The sequence below is a fragment of the Pseudomonas sp. Pmew2 genome, from assembly GCF_058129885.1.
In genome coordinates this window covers 2787149-2807918 of record NZ_CM176702.1, presented here as the reverse complement: position 1 = coordinate 2807918, position 20770 = coordinate 2787149, and the positions used below count along the sequence as shown (strand labels likewise).

Annotated in this window: 15 protein-coding genes; 6 read left to right on the top strand and 9 right to left on the bottom strand. The window is 58.9% G+C overall.

What is annotated here, in order from left to right:
- The first annotated feature begins 90 nt into the window (after window positions 1-90).
- Window positions 91-1128, top strand: coding sequence for an ABC transporter substrate-binding protein (locus tag AC4ANK_RS12800; protein ID WP_002553829.1), 1038 nt, complete (start codon window positions 91-93; stop codon window positions 1126-1128).
- 452 nt (window positions 1129-1580) lie between these two features.
- Here AC4ANK_RS12800 and AC4ANK_RS12795 read toward each other — a convergent pair whose 3' ends face one another.
- From AC4ANK_RS12795 to AC4ANK_RS12770, 6 genes are all read right to left on the bottom strand, one after another.
- Window positions 1581-3983 (bottom strand): TonB-dependent receptor plug domain-containing protein, encoded by a 2403-nt coding sequence (locus tag AC4ANK_RS12795; protein ID WP_002553830.1) that lies wholly within the window; start codon window positions 3981-3983, stop codon window positions 1581-1583.
- A gap of 279 nt (window positions 3984-4262) precedes the next feature.
- On the bottom strand, window positions 4263-4664 hold the full coding sequence (locus AC4ANK_RS12790) for an ExbD/TolR family protein (protein WP_002553831.1): 402 nt from the start codon (window positions 4662-4664) through the stop codon (window positions 4263-4265).
- Window position 4665: 1 nt separating this feature from the next.
- Complete coding sequence (locus tag AC4ANK_RS12785) at window positions 4666-5394, bottom strand: MotA/TolQ/ExbB proton channel family protein (RefSeq protein WP_002553832.1); 729 nt, start codon at window positions 5392-5394, stop codon at window positions 4666-4668.
- A 117-nt stretch (window positions 5395-5511) separates the two neighbouring features.
- A complete protein-coding gene (locus AC4ANK_RS12780; RefSeq protein ID WP_031596192.1) occupies window positions 5512-6342 on the bottom strand; it encodes an energy transducer TonB in 831 nt (276 codons plus the stop codon).
- Between the two features lie 291 nt (window positions 6343-6633).
- Window positions 6634-7128 carry a copper chaperone PCu(A)C gene (locus AC4ANK_RS12775; RefSeq protein ID WP_031596194.1) on the bottom strand — a complete coding sequence of 165 codons (495 nt, stop codon included), beginning with the start codon at window positions 7126-7128 and terminating at the stop codon, window positions 6634-6636.
- Window positions 7122-7727 carry an SCO family protein gene (locus AC4ANK_RS12770; RefSeq protein ID WP_002553835.1) on the bottom strand — a complete coding sequence of 202 codons (606 nt, stop codon included), beginning with the start codon at window positions 7725-7727 and terminating at the stop codon, window positions 7122-7124. The genes AC4ANK_RS12775 and AC4ANK_RS12770 overlap by 7 nt, the downstream gene beginning before the upstream one ends.
- 394 nt (window positions 7728-8121) lie before the next feature.
- Here AC4ANK_RS12770 and AC4ANK_RS12765 point away from each other — a divergent pair, with 394 nt between their 5' ends.
- Window positions 8122-10620, top strand: a complete 2499-nt coding sequence (locus AC4ANK_RS12765) for a TonB-dependent receptor plug domain-containing protein (protein WP_044423842.1) — start codon at window positions 8122-8124, stop codon at window positions 10618-10620.
- A gap of 17 nt (window positions 10621-10637) precedes the next feature.
- On the opposite strand, the gene AC4ANK_RS12760 is transcribed toward AC4ANK_RS12765, so the two are convergent.
- Window positions 10638-11192, bottom strand: a complete 555-nt coding sequence (locus AC4ANK_RS12760; protein WP_002553837.1) for a TetR/AcrR family transcriptional regulator — start codon at window positions 11190-11192, stop codon at window positions 10638-10640.
- A 179-nt stretch (window positions 11193-11371) separates the two neighbouring features.
- Here AC4ANK_RS12760 and AC4ANK_RS12755 point away from each other — a divergent pair, with 179 nt between their 5' ends.
- Both AC4ANK_RS12755 and AC4ANK_RS12750 read left to right on the top strand, forming a co-directional pair.
- The gene (locus AC4ANK_RS12755; RefSeq protein ID WP_031597984.1) at window positions 11372-12532 is read left to right on the top strand and encodes an efflux RND transporter periplasmic adaptor subunit; all 1161 of its coding nucleotides are present in this window, start codon (window positions 11372-11374) and stop codon (window positions 12530-12532) included.
- A gap of 33 nt (window positions 12533-12565) precedes the next feature.
- Window positions 12566-15709, top strand: a complete 3144-nt coding sequence (locus tag AC4ANK_RS12750) for an efflux RND transporter permease subunit (RefSeq protein ID WP_002553839.1) — start codon at window positions 12566-12568, stop codon at window positions 15707-15709.
- A 45-nt stretch (window positions 15710-15754) separates the two neighbouring features.
- Here AC4ANK_RS12750 and AC4ANK_RS12745 read toward each other — a convergent pair whose 3' ends face one another.
- Both AC4ANK_RS12745 and sfnG read right to left on the bottom strand, forming a co-directional pair.
- Window positions 15755-17338 carry a sensor domain-containing diguanylate cyclase gene (locus tag AC4ANK_RS12745; protein ID WP_002553840.1) on the bottom strand — a complete coding sequence of 528 codons (1584 nt, stop codon included), beginning with the start codon at window positions 17336-17338 and terminating at the stop codon, window positions 15755-15757.
- Between the two features lie 334 nt (window positions 17339-17672).
- Window positions 17673-18773 (bottom strand): dimethylsulfone monooxygenase SfnG, encoded by a 1101-nt coding sequence (gene sfnG, locus AC4ANK_RS12740; protein ID WP_002553841.1) that lies wholly within the window; start codon window positions 18771-18773, stop codon window positions 17673-17675.
- 323 nt (window positions 18774-19096) lie between these two features.
- Between sfnG and AC4ANK_RS12735 the strand changes: the two genes are divergently transcribed.
- Both AC4ANK_RS12735 and AC4ANK_RS12730 read left to right on the top strand, forming a co-directional pair.
- Window positions 19097-19432: a hypothetical protein gene (locus AC4ANK_RS12735; protein ID WP_002553842.1), complete on the top strand. Its 336-nt coding sequence runs from the start codon at window positions 19097-19099 to the stop codon at window positions 19430-19432.
- 208 nt (window positions 19433-19640) lie between these two features.
- Window positions 19641-20678: an LLM class flavin-dependent oxidoreductase gene (locus tag AC4ANK_RS12730; RefSeq protein ID WP_002553843.1), complete on the top strand. Its 1038-nt coding sequence runs from the start codon at window positions 19641-19643 to the stop codon at window positions 20676-20678.
- Window positions 20679-20770: the final 92 nt, after the last annotated feature.

Here is a 20770-nt window from a genome sequence, read left to right as displayed (position 1 = left end):
GCGGTCTATTCATATTCGTTAAGGTTATTTAAATAAATTTTTATATAGCGATATGCTCCATAAAATTCCGTTTCCGTTTTGGAGCCATGCATGTCAAAACCTGCCCCCTTTCTACCCTGTTTCAGCCGTCTGGCAGCGGCCATCGGGCTTGGTGCCGCGCTACTGACCGGAACGCTGATTGCGCCCGCCAGCGCACAGGCTGAAGGCGAAATTCGCATCGCCGAGCAGTTCGGCATCGTCTACCTGCTGCTCAACGTGGTGCGCGATCAACAATTGATCGAGAAACACGGCAAGGAAGACGGCCTGGAGATCAAGGTGGACTGGACCCAACTGTCCGGAGGTTCGGCGGTCAACGATGCGCTGCTGTCGGGCTCCGTCGATGTTGCCGGTGCCGGGGTTGGCCCGTTGCTGACCATCTGGGACCGCACCAAGGACAGGCAGAACGTCAAGGCGGTCGCATCGCTGGGCAACTTCCCCTATTTCCTGGTGAGCAATAATCCCAACGTCAAAACCATCGCCGACTTCACCGATAAGGACCGCATCGCGGTGCCGGCAGTCAGTGTTTCAGTGCAGTCACGCTACCTGCAATTCGCCGCCGCGAAACTCTGGGGTGATAAGGAATACGCACGCCTGGACAAGTACACCCTGAGCCTGCCGCACCCGGACGCCGCCGCCAGCCTGATCGCGGGTGGCACCGAATTGACCGGGCACTTTTCCAACCCGCCTTATCAGGATCAGGAACTGAAAAACCCCAACGTGCATGTAGTGCTCAACACTTATGACCTGCTGGGGCCTAACTCTCCCACGGTACTGTTCGCCACCGAGAAATTTCGCAACGAAAACCCGAAAACCTACAAGGCCTTCATTGAAGCGCTGGCCGAGGCAGAAGCTTTTGTCAGCAAAGACATTGGTGCTGCCGCCGACATCTACCTGCGCGTCACCAAGGCGAAGATCGACCGTGCCGAACTGTTGAAGATCATTGATCAGCCGGAGTTTCAATTCACCATCACGCCGAAGAACACCTACCCGCTGGCCGAGTTTTTGTACCGTGTCGGCGCGATCAAGAACAAGCCGGCGTCTTGGAAGGATTACTTCTTTCAGGATGCCACCCCGTTGCAGGGCAGTTGAGAGTGAAACGCAGAGCATTTTTGTGACGCTCTGCGTCACACAGGTTCTGCGAGGTCAGATAGATTCAGATAAGACTCAAGTCCCCTTTTCGCCCCTCGGCGCCTCACTTTGAGGGACCAAAGTGAGCAAAGTCCTCGCTTCTGTTTCCGGCCCGACTTCGTCGGGTTCCTTCGCCCTGTCACTGATCCGGGGGCCGCCGCAACGGGCCATCCTTGGCCCGGTGCGGCTTGCTCAGCGTCCTGCCTCGCATCCCCCGGATCAGCGTCAGGACTCAGCCGTCACTAACGTCGCACTCTGCGTCGTCAGTGCCGTCGCGACAAAAAATCGCTTTCATTTATGTGCAGTGACTACGGGCAAGACATGCCGTTGTGTTGCAGCACAGATATGACGCGAAGCGTCACGAGCTGTATGCCAACGCGAAGCATTGGGACGACAATCAGCGGCAAGTCAAATTACCAGTTGTACGTCACCTTGCCGTAGTAAAACGCCCCGCTATACCCGTAAGGCGAGAACGTGCTGTAAGCCAGGTTGCCGCCACTGGACGAGAAGTCGTTGAGTTTCTCGGGGTATTTGTCGGTGATGTTGTCGCCGCCCAGGGTGAAGACCCAGTTCTTGAGTGTGTAGTCTACTGCGAGGTCCAGCAGCCACGCCGCGCTGAAGGTCTGATCTTTGACCTTGTCGGCCTGGTAGCTGGTGAACTCGCCATAGCGAACCAGGTTGGAATGCAGTGCCCAGTTACCGAACGTCAGATCATTGCCCAGCGTCAGTTTGTGCTGCGGAGTGGTGTCACCCAGCAGACCGATGCGCTCCCTGCGATCCACCCGAACCAGATTCACCCCTAACTGATCGAGAATCGCCGGGTTGGCTTTCACGTCGGTGACTTTAGTGTGGTTGTAGTTGTAGCCCACTGTGCTGTTCCAACGGACGCCGTTATCGAACTGGTAGCGGTAATTGGCAACCAGATCGACACCATCGGTGCTGGTGTCTGTGGCGTTGGTGAAATAGCGCGCGCTGGTGTAGTTGATATCACCCACGCCATTGCTGCGCAGGTAGTTGATGGCCGTGTTGTTGAGCACCAGGTTAGAGGACAGCGAGATACGATCCTGAATATCAATGCGGTAGACGTCGGCCGTCACGGTCAGGCTGTCCAGTGGCTGGAGCACCAGGCTCAGGCTGTAGTTGCGCGACTTTTCGGGCTTGAGGTCTTCGGCGCCTAACAGTTGCGCAACGTTACTGCCGGCCGGAAACGTACCCGCTTCCTGGATAGTGTTGCCAATCAGTTGTGACGAGGTAAAGGTGAAATTCTGCTGCGCCAGTGAAGGGGCGCGGAAGCCTGTCGATACGCTGCCTCGCAAAGCCACCTGCGGGGTGAAGTCATAACGCGCCGAGAGCGAGCCACTGACGTTGGAGCCAAAATCGCTGTAGTCCTCGTGGCGAACGGCAGCCGACACACCGAGCTTCTCGGTCAGGTTGGTTTCCACATCCAGATATTGGGCGAAGTTGTGTCGCGAGTAGCTGCCTGCATCGGCGGCGCGGAAGCCGCCCAGCCCGGAACTGCCGGTCTGAAAATACGACTCGGCCTGCCCCGCTTCGATCTGATAACCCTGGTGCAGGTATTCGGCGCCGAACGAGACCGACACCGGGTGAGGCAGCCATGCCGCGCTGAACTCCCGCGACAGATCGAAGCCAAGTTGCTTCTGATCGTTGGTCAGCGTGCCGTTATCGAACGAGCGCGGCGTGTTCAGGCCAAGTGACGTATTGATGGTTTTGGTGCGCAGTTCATAGGTGTTTTTCCCGTAGTTGGCAGACACGTCGTAGTGCCAGTCATCCGCCAGCTCGCCGCGTAATCCCGCTACCAGCGAGGTGTCTTCCAGCGTGCCGTTAATCAGTGGCAGATAACCGTTGGGGTAAATCGCAGCGATGTTGTTGGAGGCGTTGCTCGGCCGATAAAACGCGGCCGTTTCACCACGGCGCTTGCTGTAGCCACCGAAGCTGTAGAACTCCGCCGCATCATTGAAACTGTACTCGGCGTTGTATTGCAGCTTGCCCTCGTGGGTTTGCGGCTCACCCTGACGGAACACCTGCTGACCGTAAGTAGTGGAACCTATGCTGGAAGTACGAAAATCATCACCGGCACGGTTGGTGTAGTCGTTGTTGGAGCCTTCACCCGACAGGTTCAACGTGCCGTTGTCGCCCAGCGCGAAACCGGTGTTGCCGGACACCTGACGCTGAATCCCGTCGCCCTTCTTGTACTGACCGTATTTGCTGGAAATCGAGCCGCCATGATCGGCGCTTTTGAGGATGATGTTGATCACCCCGGCAATCGCATCGGAACCGTATCGCGCTGAAGCACCATCGCGCAGCACTTCGATGTGGTCAATGGCAGACAGCGGAATGGCGTTCAGGTCGGCAGGTGCCGAACCGCGTCCCACCGCCCCACCCAGGTTGACGAAGGCCGATGTGTGGCGACGCTTGCCATTGACCAGCACCAGCACCTGATCCGGCGACAGCCCGCGCAATTGCGCCGGTCGGGTCAGCTCGGCACCGTCCACCAGGCTGGGCCGCGGAAAGTTTATCGAAGGGATCAAGCGCGCCAGCACCGTGCCCAATTCGCTGGAGCCGGAACTGCGCAGGCTGTCGCCGGAAATCACATCGATGGGCGACAGCGAAGCACTGGCGGTGCGCTCCTGCGCCCGAGTGCCGGTAACGATTACCGTGCTAAGGGTGGATGCGCCCTGGCTGTTTTGCTCATCTGTTGCCTGTGCAGCATGAGCACTTGCACTGATGCATGCGACGCTCAGCAAATTGGCTGAAAAAATCGCCGTGGCCAATACACTGCGTTTGAAATTCCCCATACCACTACCCCTTGAAATCCTTGATCCAGAAACTCTGTTCTGGTTACAACGAGCGATCCGTGCGGCGGACGGTAGCGATCATTAGAGTGTCTGATTGGTGTTCCGGAAGTCCGATGCTTTATAGCTTAATGACATTGATTTAAATATTTAAATATCAATAAAGAATAATCATCTACATTTGTGTCCAGACTGAAAAATGCCTGAAACGCGGACAAAAAAAGGCCGCACCTGCCTGAGGATGCGGCCCAAAACTGATGAAGCTGATGGACGAAGAATTGCTTACTTTGCGGTGATCACCGACAGTTTGGTAATGCCTGCGCGTTCGATGGAAGCCATGGCTCGTGCCACTTCGCCGTAATTCACGCCATTGTCCGCCTGCAACTGCACGCGCACGTCAGGGGCCTTGTCCTTGGCCGCCTTGAGGCTGGTTTCCAACAGATCTGGTTGAATTTCATCCTTATTGATGAACAGCTTGCCCTGCCCGTCGATACTCACCACTAGCGGGTCTTTCTGTTCCACCGGCGCAACCGATTCGGTCTTGGGCAGGTTGATCGGAATCGAGTTGGTCAGCAGCGGCGCGGTCACGATGAACACCACCAGCAGCACCAGCATCACGTCCACCAGCGGCGTAACGTTGATCTCGCTCAGCACTTCATCGGTATCTTGTGTGGAGAAAGCCATCTCAGGACGCCTCCTTCACTTTCTGTCCGGCCTGCCCGCCTGTAGCGCCAGACTTAAGGACCGGATGCAGCAGCACGCGAAATGCACTCTTCTGCGCCAGGCTATAGAAGTCGTGGGCAAAGTCATCCAGGTCGGCAGCGGTTAGTTTCAGGCGCCGCAGGAAGTAGTTGTAAACCAGTACCGCAGGCACGGCGACGGCGATGCCGACACCGGTTGCCACCAGCGCTGCACCGATAGGACCGGCAACGGTTTCGAGGCTTGCCGAACCGGCAGCACTGATACCCTTGAGCGCCGACATAATGCCCCAGACCGTACCGAACAGGCCGATAAACGGCGAGGTGCTGCCAATACTGGCGAGAATCGCCAGACCGGTCTCCAGCGAGCGGCGCTCCCGAACGATCTGCTGACGCAGGGCACGTTCAAGGCGGTCCTGATGGTTGATGGACTGACTGAGGTCGTTAGCCTGCGCGCCGTCCGGCACCTGAATGGCGGCGTAACCGGCCAGCGCAACACGAGCAGCAGCGCCGGGCTGTTCCTGGGCCAGTTGCGCGGCCGAATCCAGGCTCGATGCAGCCCAGAATTGCTTGTGGAACTTGCGGTCCTGGGACTTCAGGCGCGAGAACTGCACACCTTTGAGCAGGGCCAGGCCCCAGGTGGCGACGGAAAAAATGACCAGCAGCCAGATGACCGCGTGTTCGATGGATTCAAAAGGCGAAGCAAGTAGGTTCATGGCGCAGCTCTCTTTATGAACGAAGTCTGAACAAGGCATTGGGTGTATCGCGATGCGCCTTTGGTTCAGGTAGCTCGCCGGGTCAATCGAATGTCGTGTTTATTGGAACTTGAAACGTTATTTGATCTTGAAATCAATCGGCACACTGACCCAGCCGTCCTGGGCGACGTCGCCTTGTTTGGCGGGCACGAAACTCCAGCGCTTCACCGCTGCCAGCGCTGCGTCATCCAATTGATCGCGGCCGCTGCTTTTCTGTATCTGAATCTCGCCGGGCTTGCCGCTGGCCAATACATGGACGCGCAACAGCACGGTGCCTTCCCAGCCACGGCGCATTGCCAGCGACGGGTATTCCGGTGCCGGGTTGCGCAGATAGCCAGCGCTGGCAGAAGCCGGAGTTACCGGTTTTGGCGCGGGCGGTGCGGGAGCGACAGGTGCAGCGACAGGTGGCGCGGACACCGGTGGAGCTGGTTGCTCGACCGGTTTTGCCACTGGCTTGACGACCGGTTTGACCACCGGCTTGGGCGGCTGCGGCTTGGGTTTTGGAATCGGTTTGGGCGGTGGCGGCTTGACGGCCAGTTCATCTTCGACCGGGGGCGGCGGCTCGACCACAGGCTGCACGACAGGCTCGGGCGGTGGCGGCGGCGTCTCCGCAACCGGCGGCGCGGGCTGAGAGAACTCGATGGTCATCGGCGGAATTTCCGGCGGCACGACCGGCAATGCGGGTGTCGGGTTCTGGCTCAACCAGTAGATGACCGCGCCATGAAATACCAGCGCCAGTGCACCCAGCAGAATGGCTTCGCGTCGTCCAAGTATGGGTTTGGGGGTGCTTTGCAACCGCGATAACGCCAGAGGCGCACGGAAAGGACGCCCCAGATCGACCAGGTCGCCACTCGGCGTCTGGCGCCAGGGCACATCATGTGCGCTGGCTGCGGTCTGGACATTGCCCATTGATACACTCCTGCATTTTCATGATAAAAATCCAGGTTCTGTTGGTATCAGTCACCTTTCCAAAGTTGATGTGGCAAGGCAATCATCGCTGAAAGAGGCTTGTTCCTGAAAAGAATATTTGGTTCGTCGGTTAGACTTTAAATGAATATATGAACCAGCGCAGACCGTGATGCGAGAGCGTGAGGAACGATAACCTCAACTATCTTGCGACGCAGAGTTGTGACGCGGAGCGTCACAAGAGGCATTCCCACGCTGGAGCGTGAGGAACGATAGTCGTCAGGTAGATCAGGCTCAATGACCGCTGTGATCACCATGCCCGCTGTGCTCGTCGCTGGTCAGTGACTTCGCAATTGCGGTGACTTGAATCGACTCTTTCACGCCCTTGGCGTCTTCCACGGTCAGGGTCAGAGGCACCTGATCACCCTCTTTGACCTGCGCTGCAAGGCCCATGAACATCACGTGGTAGCCGTCGGAATCGAGCATCACCGGTTTGCCGGCTGGCAGGTCAACCGAGTTGACGCGCTGCATGCTCATCACGTCGCCTTTCATGCTCATCTCATGGATCTGCACGGTTTTCGCAACAGGTGAAGCAACATCGACCAGCTTGCTGTCCGTGTCCGAAGTGATGCGCATGAACGCACCAGTGGCGGACTGGCCCGGCACAGTGGCACGCACCCAGGCGTCATCGACTTTGGTTTCGGCCAGCGCCTGAGCGCTCAGGCCCAGCAGCGAAAGGGTCAGCAACAGAGGCTTTGCGACGTTACGAATAAGAACGGTCATCAGCATACTTCCATCAAAGTGAGCAGATCTTCAGTGCATTGTTGGGCGGACAGCCTGTGCGACAAGCCCAGGCGCAGCACGCCGCGGGTGTCGTAGACATAACTGGTGGCGGTATGCGAGATCGTATAGGTGTCGCCCAGCGGGACCTTTTCGAAGAATACGCCGAACTCCTTTGCCGCTGCGGCCGTTTCTTCAAGCGTACCGGACAGGGCGACGAAGGTCGGATCGAAAGCCTTCACGTAGGCGTCGATCACCTCGGGCGTATCACGCTCCGGGTCGAGGGTAATGAACACTACCTGGAGGGTCTTGCCCTCTTCGCCCATCAGCTTTCTGATCTGTGCAGCTCGCGCCAGTGCCGTCGGGCAAATGGCCGGGCATTGGGTGAAGCCGAAGAAGATCATCGGCATCAGGCCACGAAAACTCGACAGGGTCTTGACGTTGCCTTGTGCATCCTTGAGTCGGAAGTTGCGGCCAACTATCTCGTTGCTCATGTCTTTGCCGTGCTTGAACGGCAAGGCATTGGAATTGCCGCAGCCAGTCAGCAGGCCAAGGCTCAGCAACGAGAGGCCTGTGACCACCTCGCGGCGGGTCGGTTGGTACGTCATGTCTTGCGTCCCCTGGAGGGTTAGGCGCGTGGGTTCTGACACATTCAAAGGCCGCGAATTTACCACCCCAAGGCAACAGGGAATACCGCCAATCCTGTTTCAAACCATGAGCAGGCGCGCAAACGTCGGCCTCATGGGCTGCAATACGTCGTGCGACAAAACAGCACAGGCAGCTTTACCACCCTCAAGTACTGTTACCGACCCCCCGTGCGCAACGCTTTAAATGCATACAAAACATATAATAAATAGAAATAATTCAATATTTTTATAATCAACATATAACCAAAAGGCCTTTCACAGGCTCTTTTCATAACCCTATATTCGCCAGCAAACCGACCCTTGCCTTGTGGAGGTGCCCAGAACTTTCTCAGCATTGCCCAAGGATCACTCCGTCATGGCCTTACCCGCTCACGCTCCCCGCCACGCCCTGCGCAACCCGCTGATCAAAAGCATAGCGCTTGTCGGCCTTGGCCTGATGAACCCCGCTCAGGCCGCCGATGAAACCCTCGACCGTGAGGCCCGGCTGGAGAAGGTCACGGTGATTTCCACCGGGGTTCGCGGTACACAGCGCACCGTGACTGAAAGCCCGGCCCCGATTGATATCGTAACCAGCGATCAGTTACTGAAAACCGGTCGCGCCGACCTGACCGAAGCCATCGCCAAACTGCTGCCTTCGTTCAACTATGGCACCAACGTCGCAGGCTATAACTCGACCATCCGCCCGTTGTCCAACCGCAGCCTTGCACCGGCCTACACGCTGGTGCTGGTCAATGGCAAACGCCGCCATAACAGCGCCCTGCCCGCCAATGGCTCGACCGACAGCAGCGGCGCGAACTCGGTGGACATCGACATGATCCCGATCAGCGCGGTGGAGCGCATCGAGGTGCTCAAGGACAGTGCCGCTGCGCAATACGGCTCGGATGCGATTGCCGGGGTGATCAACGTGATTCTCAAATCCAGCGCCGAGGGTGGCCATCTGGGGGTGACGTACGGCAAGCTGTACAGCGGTGAAGGCGAAGTGACCAAATTCGAAGGGGACACCGGCTTCGAACTGGGTGACGGCGGCTTTCTGCATCTTTCGGCCGACGCACGCAAGCGTGGCGATGCCAGCTGGAACGAAAAAGCCACCAATAACGCCTACTTTCCTGGCGACCCTCGAGAGGCGACGTGGGATCGGGTCGGCGTGAAGAATGGCGACCCGCAGATCAAGGCGTTCAACCTGGCCTACAACGCCGAACTGCCGCTGGATGATCAGATCACACTGTATTCCTACGGCACCTATGGGCAGCGTGACGCCATCATCAACAATTACTTCCGCTATCCCAACAGCAACGCCAACATTCCCGAACTGTTTGCCGACGGTTACTACCCGCTTAACAATCTGGACGACACCGACTATCAGTACCTGATTGGCGCCAAGGGTGAAGCGCTGGGCTGGAACTGGGACCTGAGCACTACATACGGGCGCAACAACAACCATCAGTACAGCGATCTGACCATCAACCCGTCGCTGGGACCGGCCTCGCCGACGTCGTTCGACGACCTGGCGACTTACCGATTCGAGCAATGGGTCAACAACGTCGACATCACCCGTGCGTTCGACGGGCTGTTTGGCGTGCCGCTGCAAGTATCCGCAGGGCTTGAGCATCGCTGGGAACGGTTCCGGACGTTTTCCGGCGACGCACAGGCCTATCAGGTGGGCGGCTATCGCTTTCCGGCTACTCTGCCCAATGGTCAGGCCAACCCGCTGGCAGGGCAGCTGGCGTCGATTGCCGCCCAGGCCGCAGCGGTCATCTCGCCGCAGGATGCCACCAGCCTGCAACGCAACAACTACGCAGCTTACGTCGATTTCGGTATCACCCCGATAGAACCTTTGTTTGTCGACCTGGCGCTGCGTGCAGAGCATTTCGACGATGACTCGGGCAACACGGTCAGTGCCAAGCTCAACTCGCGTTACGAATTTACCGACACCTTCGCCGTACGCGGTACCGTCGGCACGGGCTTTCGTGCGCCCTCGCTGACCCAGGTCGGCTACAGCATCTCGGACAACCGGGTCGGTGCTGCGCCGGATGGCACCATAGTGCCCGCCGTGACGCGCATCGCGCCGGTCAACTCGGCGCTGGCCCAGGCGCTCGGTGCGACCACCCTGGACCCGGAAAAATCGCGCAATCTGGGGTTCGGCGTGACCTGGCAACCGGCACCGCGCACCAGCCTGACCGCAGACGCCTACTGGATCGAGATCGACGACCGCATCGCCCGTACCGAAAGCCTGTACGGCCCAGCGCTGGCGCCCATCCTGGCGGCTCAAGGTGTGGACACCAGCACCTGGACTTCGTATTACGCCAACGCGTTTGACACCCGCACCCGCGGCCTGGACATCGTCCTCGACCATTCCAGCCAGTACGGTGCATGGGGCAACGTGCGCTGGAGCGCCGGGTTCAACTACAACAAGACCATTATCACCGACGTCAAGGACGCACCGGCAGCCTTGCAGGGCCTGGGCAGCAACCCTGGCGGCAGCCTGACCTGGGTCGGCCGGGCCCGCGAAGGCGACCTGACCGATGCTCAACCGAAAACCAAATGGGTACTGGGCGGCAAATGGACGCTGGGCGACCTGGGCGTGAATCTGCAAACCACCCGTTACGGCAAGGTCAAGACTCTCCAGCAGCTGGAGAGCGGGGATCGCAGCTTCGGGGCCAAGTGGATCACCGACCTGGATGTGTCCTACACCCTCTACGACAACATCACCCTCAGCGTCGGCGGCACCAATATCTTCGATGTGCGCCCGGACAAGCACGCAATTCCTTCCGCCGTTGGACTCAACCTGTACGGCAACTCACCGTTCTATCCGGGCGGTGGCTTCTGGTACAGCAAGATTGCCTATGATTTCTGACGTCTGCACAGACTTGCTTAGCGTGCCGCCGCGCCGTGCAGAAAAAACTGCGTCACCAATGCGCCCATACCGGCGCGAGCCACACGGCCGCGGCGTTCGGCGTCGACCATCCCGGAGAGCAGCGCTGCGAACATTTCGGTAAGGACGGCGGCACTGACGTCGATCCGGAACAGACCTTCATGCTGCCCACGCAGGAAAAACGCATCGAGGGCGTCGGAGTAAGGCAACCAGCGGCGCCCTCCGCTGCTTTCATCGAGCGAATCCGGGCGCCACTGAAATACCAGAAAGACCAGCATTTCGCGGTGCATGAGGTGGTTGTCGACCAGTCGCTGAAGCGCTTCCAGCGGCGGAGCATGCTGCAGATCCGCGTTGGCAACCATCTGGTTCATCAGGTCCGAGGCGTGATTGAGCAACAGTTCCACGAGGTTGGCGCGGGTGCCGCAGAAGCGGTTGAGCGTCGCCTTGCTGACGCCAGCCGCTTGAGCAATGTCCTTGAGCGTACCGTTGGAGTGGTCAACCAGCGCAACGGCCAGGGCTTTCAGAAATTTGTCGTCAGCAGCAGGTAATTCCATTGGGTACGTCTTCAACTCGTATAAGTGGCAGGCGGCGCATTGTGCAGAAACCTTACCGCGTTCTCAAAGCCTATACACAATTAGTCACTAAAGTCTCACATGAGTCAATATTGACTCATTCTCATACACAGTAGATCATTCGCGGCTTTAGTGTCTGATGGGCTGCGCCCGGGTGAGCGATGAGTAGTTTGAGCGATTGGCGTGTCATGCCTGCAGTAGCCCTGCTGGCAGTGTTGGGTCTGGCCGGGTGCGAGCAGAAACAGCAGCAGGATCACGCTGCATCGACAGCACCCAAAGAGGTGGAAGCCATCGAGGTCAAAGCCGAATCATTCACTGTCGTCGACGAACTGCCGGGCCGTATCGAACCGGTTCGTGTGGCGCAGGTACGCGCCCGGGTGTCCGGTATCGTGCTCACGCGCAATTTCGAGGAAGGCGCCGATGTGAAAGCGGGCGCGGTGCTGTTCCAGATCGACCCGGCACCGTTCAAGGCCGCGCTGTCCAAGGCTCAGGGCGACCTGGCCCGTACAGAGGCCACGCTGTTCGAAACTCAGGCTACGGTCAAACGTTACGAGTCGCTGGTCGAAATCGAAGCGGTCAGCCGTCAGACCTTCGACACCGCCCGCTCTGCGCTGCAAAACGCCATCGCCGCTAAAAAGTCGGCTCAGGCAGATGTCGAAACCGCTAGGCTGAACCTGGGCTATGCCACGGTCAAGGCGCCTATTTCAGGACGCATCGGCCGCGCGATGGTCACTGAAGGCGCGCTGGTCGGTCAGGGCGAAACCACCCTGCTGGCAACCATTCAGCAACTCGACCCGGTCTACGCCGACTTCACCCAGCCGGTCGCCGACGCCTTGCAAATGCGCGCGGCCATTCAGGAAGGTCGCCTGCCCAAGGGTGGCGAAGACGCGCTGTCGCTGAGCGTCGACGGTACTGACTATCAAAGCACTGGCACCCTGTTGTTTACCGACGTTGCAGTAGACCGGACCACCGGCCAGGTGTCGTTACGCGCCCGCTTCGCCAACCCCAAAGGCGTGTTGCTGCCGGGCATGTATGTGCGGGTGCGCACACCTCAGCGGGTCGATGCCAATGCCATCCTCGTCCCGCAACGTGCCGTTCAGCGCTCCAGTGATGGCGCAGCCCGCGTAATGGTGATTGCCCAGGACGGTACGGTCGAAGTCCGCCCGGTCAAAACCGGCGCAATGCAGGATTCGCGCTGGCAGATCACCGAGGGGCTGAAGGCAGGTGAACAGGTTGTCGTCGGCAACATGACCGGGCTCAATTCCGGTGACAAGGTCGTCGCCAAATCGCCCTCCGCCCAGCCGCAATCCAAGTCGCAATAAAGCCGCCTTCAGCGCGATCGAGGATCACCGTTCATGTCTCTGTTCTTTATCAAGCGACCCAACTTTGCCTGGGTGCTGGCCCTGTTCATTCTGCTGGCAGGTCTGATGGCCCTGCCCGCCTTGCCAGTGGCGCAGTACCCTGATGTGGCACCGCCGCAGATCACCATTACCGCTACTTACCCCGGCGCATCCGCGAAAGTGCTGGTCGATTCGGTGACCAGCGTCATCGAGGAAGAGCTGAACGGTGCCAAGGGCATGCTGTATTACGAGTCGACCAGCAACTCGACCGGCAGCGCTGAAATCAACGTGACATTCGTACCGGGCACCAACCCGGACCTGGCACAGGTTGAAGTTCAGAACCGTATCAAGAAAGCCGAGGCGCGCCTGCCGCAGACGGTACTCAGTCAGGGCCTGCAAGTCGAACAGGCCAGTTCCGGGTTCCTGTTGATCTTTACCCTGAACTACAAGGACGGCTCGGCTACCAAGGATACGGTCGCGCTGGCCGACTACGCGGCCCGCAACGTCAATAACGAAATCAGTCGGGTGAACGGCGTCGGCCGGTTGCAGTTTTTCGCCGCCGAAGCCGCGATGCGGGTCTGGATTGACCCGCAGAAGCTGGTTGGTTTCGGGCTGTCCATCGATGACGTGAACGCGGCCATTCGGGCGCAGAACGTACAAGTTCCCGCAGGCAGCTTCGGCAGCAGTCCGGGCTCATCACTGCAGGAATTGACCGCGACCCTGGCGGTCAAGGGCACACTGGACAACCCGGAAGAGTTCGGCCGCATTGTTCTGCGCGCCAACGAAGACGGCTCTGCTGTGCATTTATCCGATGTGGCACGTGTGGCCATCGGCAGTCAGGATTACAGTTTTGAATCGCGCCTGAACGGGCAGCGTGCAGTGGCCGGTGCCGTGCAACTGTCACCAGGTGCCAATGCGATCCAGACCGCCCGGGCAGTCAAGCAGCGCCTCACCGAGCTGTCGGTCAATTTCCCGGAAGGCGTCGAGTTTTCGATACCGTACGACACCTCACGCTTCGTCGACGTGGCCATCGACAAGGTGATCTACACCCTGATCGAGGCCATGGTGCTGGTTTTCCTGGTGATGTTCCTGTTTCTGCAGAACATTCGCTACACGCTGATCCCGACCATTGTGGTGCCGGTGTGTCTGGCCGGGACCCTGGCGATCATGTACCTGATGGGCTTCTCGGTGAACATGATGACCATGTTCGGCATGGTGCTGGCCATCGGTATCCTGGTCGACGACGCCATTGTGGTGGTGGAAAACGTGGAGCGGATCATGGCCGAAGAAGGCCTTTCTCCAGCAGCCGCAACGGTCAAGGCAATGCAGCAGGTCTCCGGCGCGATTTTCGGTATCACGCTGGTACTGGCAGCAGTGTTTCTGCCGCTGGCGTTCATGGGGGGTTCGGTCGGGGTCATCTACCAGCAGTTCTCGCTGTCGCTGGCCGTGTCGATTCTGTTCTCGGGTTTCCTGGCCCTGACCTTTACCCCGGCACTGTGTGCCACGTTGCTCAAGCCGATTCCGGCCGGGCACAGTGAGAAGCGCGGGTTCTTCGGCGGCTTCAATCGGCTGTTCGGTAGATTCACCGACCGTTACGAGCGGGTCAGTTCCGGCATGATCAAACGCGCTGGCCGCTACATGCTGTTGTACGTCGGTATCGTCGGTCTGCTGGGTTTTTTCTACCTGCGTCTGCCGGAATCCTTTGTGCCCGTGGAAGATCAGGGCTACCTGATCATCGACGTGCAACTGCCGCCCGGCGCGACCCGGTCGCGTACCGACCTCACCGCGCAATTGCTCGAGAACTACATGCTGTCCCGCGAAGCCACGGGTGCGGTGACCATGCTGCTGGGGTTCAGCTTCTCGGGCATGGGTGAAAACGCCGGTCTTGCGTTCCCGACCCTGAAGGACTGGTCGGAGCGCGGCAAGGGCCAGTCGGCAGCTGAAGAAGCGGCGGCGTTCAACCAGCATTTTTCCGGGCTCGCCGACGGTACGGTGATGGCGGTGACGCCTCCGCCCATTGACGGCCTGGGCACCTCGGGCGGCTTCTCGCTGCGCCTGCAGGACCGTGCAGGCCTGGGCCGCGAAGCCCTGCTGGCGGCACGCGACAAGCTGCTCGGCGAGGCCAACGGCAACCCGAAGATTCTCTACGCGATGATGGAAGGTCTGGCCGAAGCGCCGCAATTGCGCCTGAATATCGACCGCGAAAAAGCCCGTGCGCTTGGCGTGAGTTTCGAATCGATCAGCAATGCGCTGTCCACCGCCTTCGGCTCCTCGGTGATCAGCGATTTCGCCAATGCCGGACGTCAGCAGCGTGTGGTCGTGCAGGCAGAACAAAGTTCGCGAATGACTCCGGAAAGCGTACTCAAGCTCTACGTGCCCAACAGCAGCGGCACGCTGGTGCCGCTGGGCGCATTCGTTTCGACGCAATGGGAACAAGGCCCGGTGCAGATCGCCCGCTACAACGGCTACCCCGCGTTCAGGATTTCCGGCGATGCAGCACCGGGTGTGAGTACAGGTGAAGCGATGGCGGAAATCGAACGGATCGTTTCCGAGCTGCCGCAAGGCATCGGCTATGAATGGACCGGCCTCTCCTATCAGGAAAGAGTCGCCAGCGGCCAGGCAGCAGGCCTGTTCGGCCTGGCGCTGCTGGTGGTGTTCCTGCTGCTGGTTGCGCTGTATGAAAGCTGGGCGATTCCGCTGGTGGTGATGCTGATCGTACCGGTCGGTGCGCTGGGCTCCGTGCTGGCAGTGACTGCGGTCGGCATGCCTAACGATGTGTATTTCAAGGTCGGGTTGATCACGATCATCGGGCTGGCAGCAAAAAACGCGATTCTCATCGTCGAATTCGCCAAGGAGCTGTGGGATCAAGGCCATTCGCTGCGTGACGCGGCACTTCAGGCTGCGCGACTGCGCTTTCGGCCGATTGTCATGACATCGCTGGCCTTCATCCTTGGCGTCGTGCCCCTCACGCTGGCGACCGGCGCAGGCGCTGCGAGCCAGCGCGCGATCGGCACCGGCGTCATAGGCGGCATGCTCAGCGCTACACTGCTGGGCGTGATTCTGGTGCCGATATTTTTTGTCTGGGTGCTGTCAGTGTTGCGCCGTAAGCCGCATGTACAGCAGGTTGATGACGATAAACACCTGCCCGAGAAACAATAAACGATAAACAGTAAGCGGCCAGCGGGCTGGCGGGCTTCAATCCCGTCACTCCGCCGTTGGTCTGCTGCCGGTTTGCGGGTCCGCCGATGCCTTGACGCGGGTCCAGGCCGGCAGTGTGCTGGTGGCGATTTCCGACGCCACATTCACCCGGTTGCGACCCTGCGACTTGGCAGCATACAGCGCACGGTCGGCAAGTTCGATCAGGCTGCGCTGGTCGAGCTGCCGATCCGTGCCGACGAATGTGGCAACACCGAGGCTGACCGTCACGATGCCAAACGGGCTGGCGGGATGCTCGATCTGCTCGTCGCGGATAGCCTGCAGGATGTTCTCGGCCACCTGACGAGCACTCGACTCGTCAGTGCCGGGCAGCACCACCGCGATCTCTTCACCGCCATAACGAGCAGCGACATCACCGGGGCGGCGGATGCATTGTTCGACCACACGGGCCAGTGCCACCAGGCACTCGTCACCGGCCAGATGGCCGTAATGATCGTTGTAGCGCTTGAAATGATCGGCATCGATCAGAATCAGTGACAGAAGGCTGCGCTCGCGTCTGGCACGCTTGAATTCAACCTCCAGAAACTGATCGAACCGTCTGCGATTGGCCAGCCCGGTGAGCTTGTCTTCCGAAGCTATGAACTCCAGGTGCTGATTCAACTGGATGAGGGCTGCCTGAGAATCGAGTAACTGATCTTCCGCGCGTATACGGCTGTGAATGTGCCCTATCAGGCGGATGCCGAGGCCGACCACCAGCCCGAGCAGCACCAGCATGACCAGAATCGACTGTTTGGTCTGGCCCAGCCAGTCGAGCATGGCCTCTTTCTGGCCCAGCGCGACGACAGTGACAATCGGGTACACGGCGCTGCGCTTGAACGCATAAAAGCGCGCGACGCCGTCGATTCTGGAGACAAACTGAGTGGTGCCAGAGGGTCGATTGCGCTCAGAAGTAAAGATCGGCGTCGATGAGAGGTCACGGCCGATTTCCGCTTCAAGGTGCGGATAGCGCACACGCAACTGCCCGGCCGTCGACGTGAGGCTGATGATGCCGGTTTTGCCGACCTGAATATCCGAATAGAACTTCAACAGATGATCGACACCAATGGTCACGACCATCAGCCCGGCAAAACTCGAATCAGGGTGGTTGATGCGCCTGCTGACCGATATGACCCATTCGCCGGAGGCGCGACTGCGAATCGTCGGGCCGATGTAAGGTGCTTTGTCAGGCGTCTGCAGGTGGTGCTGAAAGAACTCGCGCTGGGTACTGTTGACGCCAATCGCCTTGGGATTGGTTGAAAAGGTGCAAATACCGTCAGCGTTGTACAGCGAAACCGTACCGATTTGCGGCAACGCGCCCATCTCACGGGCAATGACCCATCTGAGACGCTCGATCTGCTCAGGTCCGGCACCGTCTCTTTCGACACGCTCCGTCAGGCCGATCAGCATCAGCTCGCTTTGCTTGAAAATGCCATCGGTGTAAGTGCTCAGCGCCCCAGCCAGATTAATCGTGCTGGTCTGGATGTTCTCCAGCGTGTTGCGGCGCGCGGTCCATGCTTGCCAGGCCATCAACATCACCACGCAGGCGCACACTACGAAGATCAGCCATGACGCAAGCCGAAGGTCGCGTTTCAAAACTTGCCTCCACAACAGGTGAGAACCAGTGCATCTGGTTTTTCTGAAAACCGGACCTGATTGCTCAGGGGCCATCGACAATCCTTTCGCTATCAACTGCCATTGTCGGCAAGCGCTCGGCCGTACCTGAAGGCCTGGCATCAATGAAGCATGCCAGAGAGTGGCATCATAATGCCACGTACAGCGGTCTATTGGTTGATCGGGGTTCAACATACGCAGGCAGGCACGCACTGGATCACAGTGGTGCCTGAGTTTCTGGAGGGCTGTTTTCTGAAGGGGCTGTAAGCGAAGCTCGCTTACAGGGGCAAGGCAGGACGCACGTATTTGCCGGGCTTCATGCTGTTTCGGCGACAGGTTTGCGCAGTGCCGCAGCTTCCAGCTCGCGCACTAAAGGCAGCACGTGCTCGCCGAAATAGGCGACTTCTTCCTGGAAATGCAGAAATGCGGAAAGTACCAGATCGACACCAACGGACTTGAGCTCGACAATGCGCTCGGCAATCTGACGCGGCGTGCCGATCAAATTGGTCTTGAAGCCATCGTTGTACTGCACCAGATCCTGAAAGGTGGATTTGGCCCAATTGCCCTCGCCTTCCGGGCTGGCCTTGCCGGCCTGTTTCGCGGCATCACCAAACGCATTGACGGCTTTCGGATCTGCCTTGTCGACAATTTCAGCCAGCACCGCTCGCGCCTCTTCTTCGGTGTCCCGGGCAATGATGAAGGCATTGACGCCGATCTTCACTGAATGGCCGTTCGCGGCAGCCTTGGCTCGAATGTCATCGACCTGGGCCTTGATGCCTTCGACGGTATTGCCATTGGTGAAATACCAGTCCGACACCCGGGCCGCCATATCCCGCGCGGCACGTGAACTGCCACCCTGAAAGATCTCGGGATGAGGACGCTGGATCGGTTTGGGTTTGAGGGTGTAATCGTGGAAGCGATAGAAGTCGCCCTTGAAGGTGAAATTATCGGTGGTCCAGATACCCTTGAGGGCCCGAATGAACTCTTCGGAACGGCGATAGCGCTCGTCGTGCTCCAGCCAGGGTTCACCAATGGCCTGAAATTCGCCCTTGAACCAGCCGCTGACGATATTGACCGCCACGCGCCCGGCGGTGAGCTGATCAATGGTTGCCAGTTGCTTGGCCGCCACAGAGGGCGTCCACGGTCCTGGCAATATTGCTGCAATGACTTTGAGCTTTTCGGTGGCCGCCAACAGGGCATGGCTGAACGCTACGGACTCATGCTGGAATTCCGCACCGTAACCGGCAGTGAAGCGAATTTGCGTCAGCGCATATTCGAAACCGGATTGTTCGGCGATCTGCGCCAGCTTGCGGTTGTAGTCGATGGTCCAACTGGTACGCTGTTCGATCTTGCTGACGACCAGACCACCGCTGACGTTTGGCACCCAGTACGCAAATTTTATGGAAGATTGGCTCATATCGGCACTCCTCTGACTGCAGGCTTCCCGAGCGCATTAGTCGAACGGGCTTGCAGAACCACAGAGCAGCAACCGTGCCAGACAGTTAAATGAATACAGATCAAAGAGTTGCAGCGCCTGGAGGTTAGCGTCAACTGTTTGCACTTCGGCAAGCTGTCGAAACACTGTTGCCAGGGCAACAGTGTCTGGCCGGGTTGCGCATTCATGCAGTGTTTAATTTAGCGGAAACAAACCGACGGAAGGCTGACCGCGCAGCTATCCAGAATTAAATGGCTAGGGTATTTTTGGATCCAATGAAACCGCGTTCATCCGCAGGAGCACCGATGAAACTGCATGCCTTTTTACTTGCCTTGATGATCCCCGCACTGTCGGCGCATGCCGAAGCCAAAACCATAAACGTCCCCCATGACCCGACCGGGCAGCACGCGCTGGTGGAGAAAAGCGGCAGTCCCCAAGCGCGCGTCGTCGTTACTCGACGTGAAGGTCTGCTGGGCGTGATCTACTCCAAGCGCGTCTACAACTGCGCCAATCACACAGTGAACCTGGTGGGTACCGGCTCTACTCTGGAAATCATGGAACAGGCTCGCGCCGTCAGCGGCATGGGTCCGGTGATACGCGATTCCACAGCCGACTACATCGAGTCCGAAGCCTGCAGTTGATGTCGCACTGATCAAGCACCTCCCCGGCTGAATTAACTACGCCCGAAAGCGCCTCACATGAGGCGCTTTTTTCGTTTCGGCTGCCTCGCCATTCAGCCAACACGTCGGACGCAAAAAACGCTTGCACGTAAAGTATTACGGTATACCATCAGACAGAAATAACTCACCATGCCCGTGCAGGCAGCAGGATTCAAGCGAGGTAAGTGTCATGAAGTTTTCGTTGTTCGTGCACATGGAACGCTGGGATGAAAGTGTTAGTCATCGCCAGCTTTTCGAAGACCTGACCGAGCTGACGCTGATGGCCGAGCAAGGCGGTTTCAGCACCGTGTGGATCGGCGAACACCATGCGATGGAATACACCATCTCGCCGAGCCCCATGCCGCTGCTGGCGTATCTGGCCGCCAGAACAACGCGCATTCATCTGGGCGCGGGCACCATCATTGCGCCGTTCTGGCATCCGTTGCGGGTGGCAGGAGAATGCGCGCTGCTGGATGTGATCAGCAACGGGCGCATGGAAGTCGGCCTGGCGCGCGGTGCCTATCAAGTGGAGTTCGACCGCATGGCGGGCGGCATGCCGGCCTCCGAAGGCGGCAAGGCGTTGCGCGAAATGGTGCCGGTAGTCCGTGCGCTGTGGCAGGGTGACTATGCCCACGACGGCGATATCTGGAAATTCCCGACTTCGACCTCCGTACCCAAGCCAATCAACACGCCACCCATGTGGATCGCTGCTCGCGACCCTGATTCGCATAACTTCGCCGTGCAGAACGGCTGCAACGTGATGGTCACGCCATTGATGAAAGGCGACGAAGAAGTCGTCGACCTGAAGAACAAGTTCGAAGCAGCGCTGGCCAATAACCCTGACGTACCTCGGCCACAACTGATGGTGTTGCACCACACGCATGTGCATGCTGCGGACAACCCTGAAGGCTGGAAAACCGGTGCTGCCGCCATCGCGAAGTTCTACCGCACCTTCGACGCCTGGTTCGGCAACAAGCAGACGCCGGTGAATGGTTTTCTGGCACCCAGCCCGGAAGAGAAATTCAAGGAGCGTCCGGAGTTCGAGCTGGAGAATATCCGCAAGAACACCATGATCGGCACGCCGGAAGAGATCATCCCGCGCATCCGCCATTACCAGGAGCTGGGGGTCGACGAGTTCAGCTTCTGGTGCGACAACAGTCTGCCGCACGCCGAGAAGAAAAAATCACTTGAGCTGTTTATCAAGCACGTGGTGCCGGTGTTTCGTTGAGCTGAACGAGAACGACAGCTCGCTTGCCAATGCTCCGCGTTGGCGTGCAGTTCAGGACGCTCCGCGTCCCTTGCGACGCAGAGCGTCGCGAA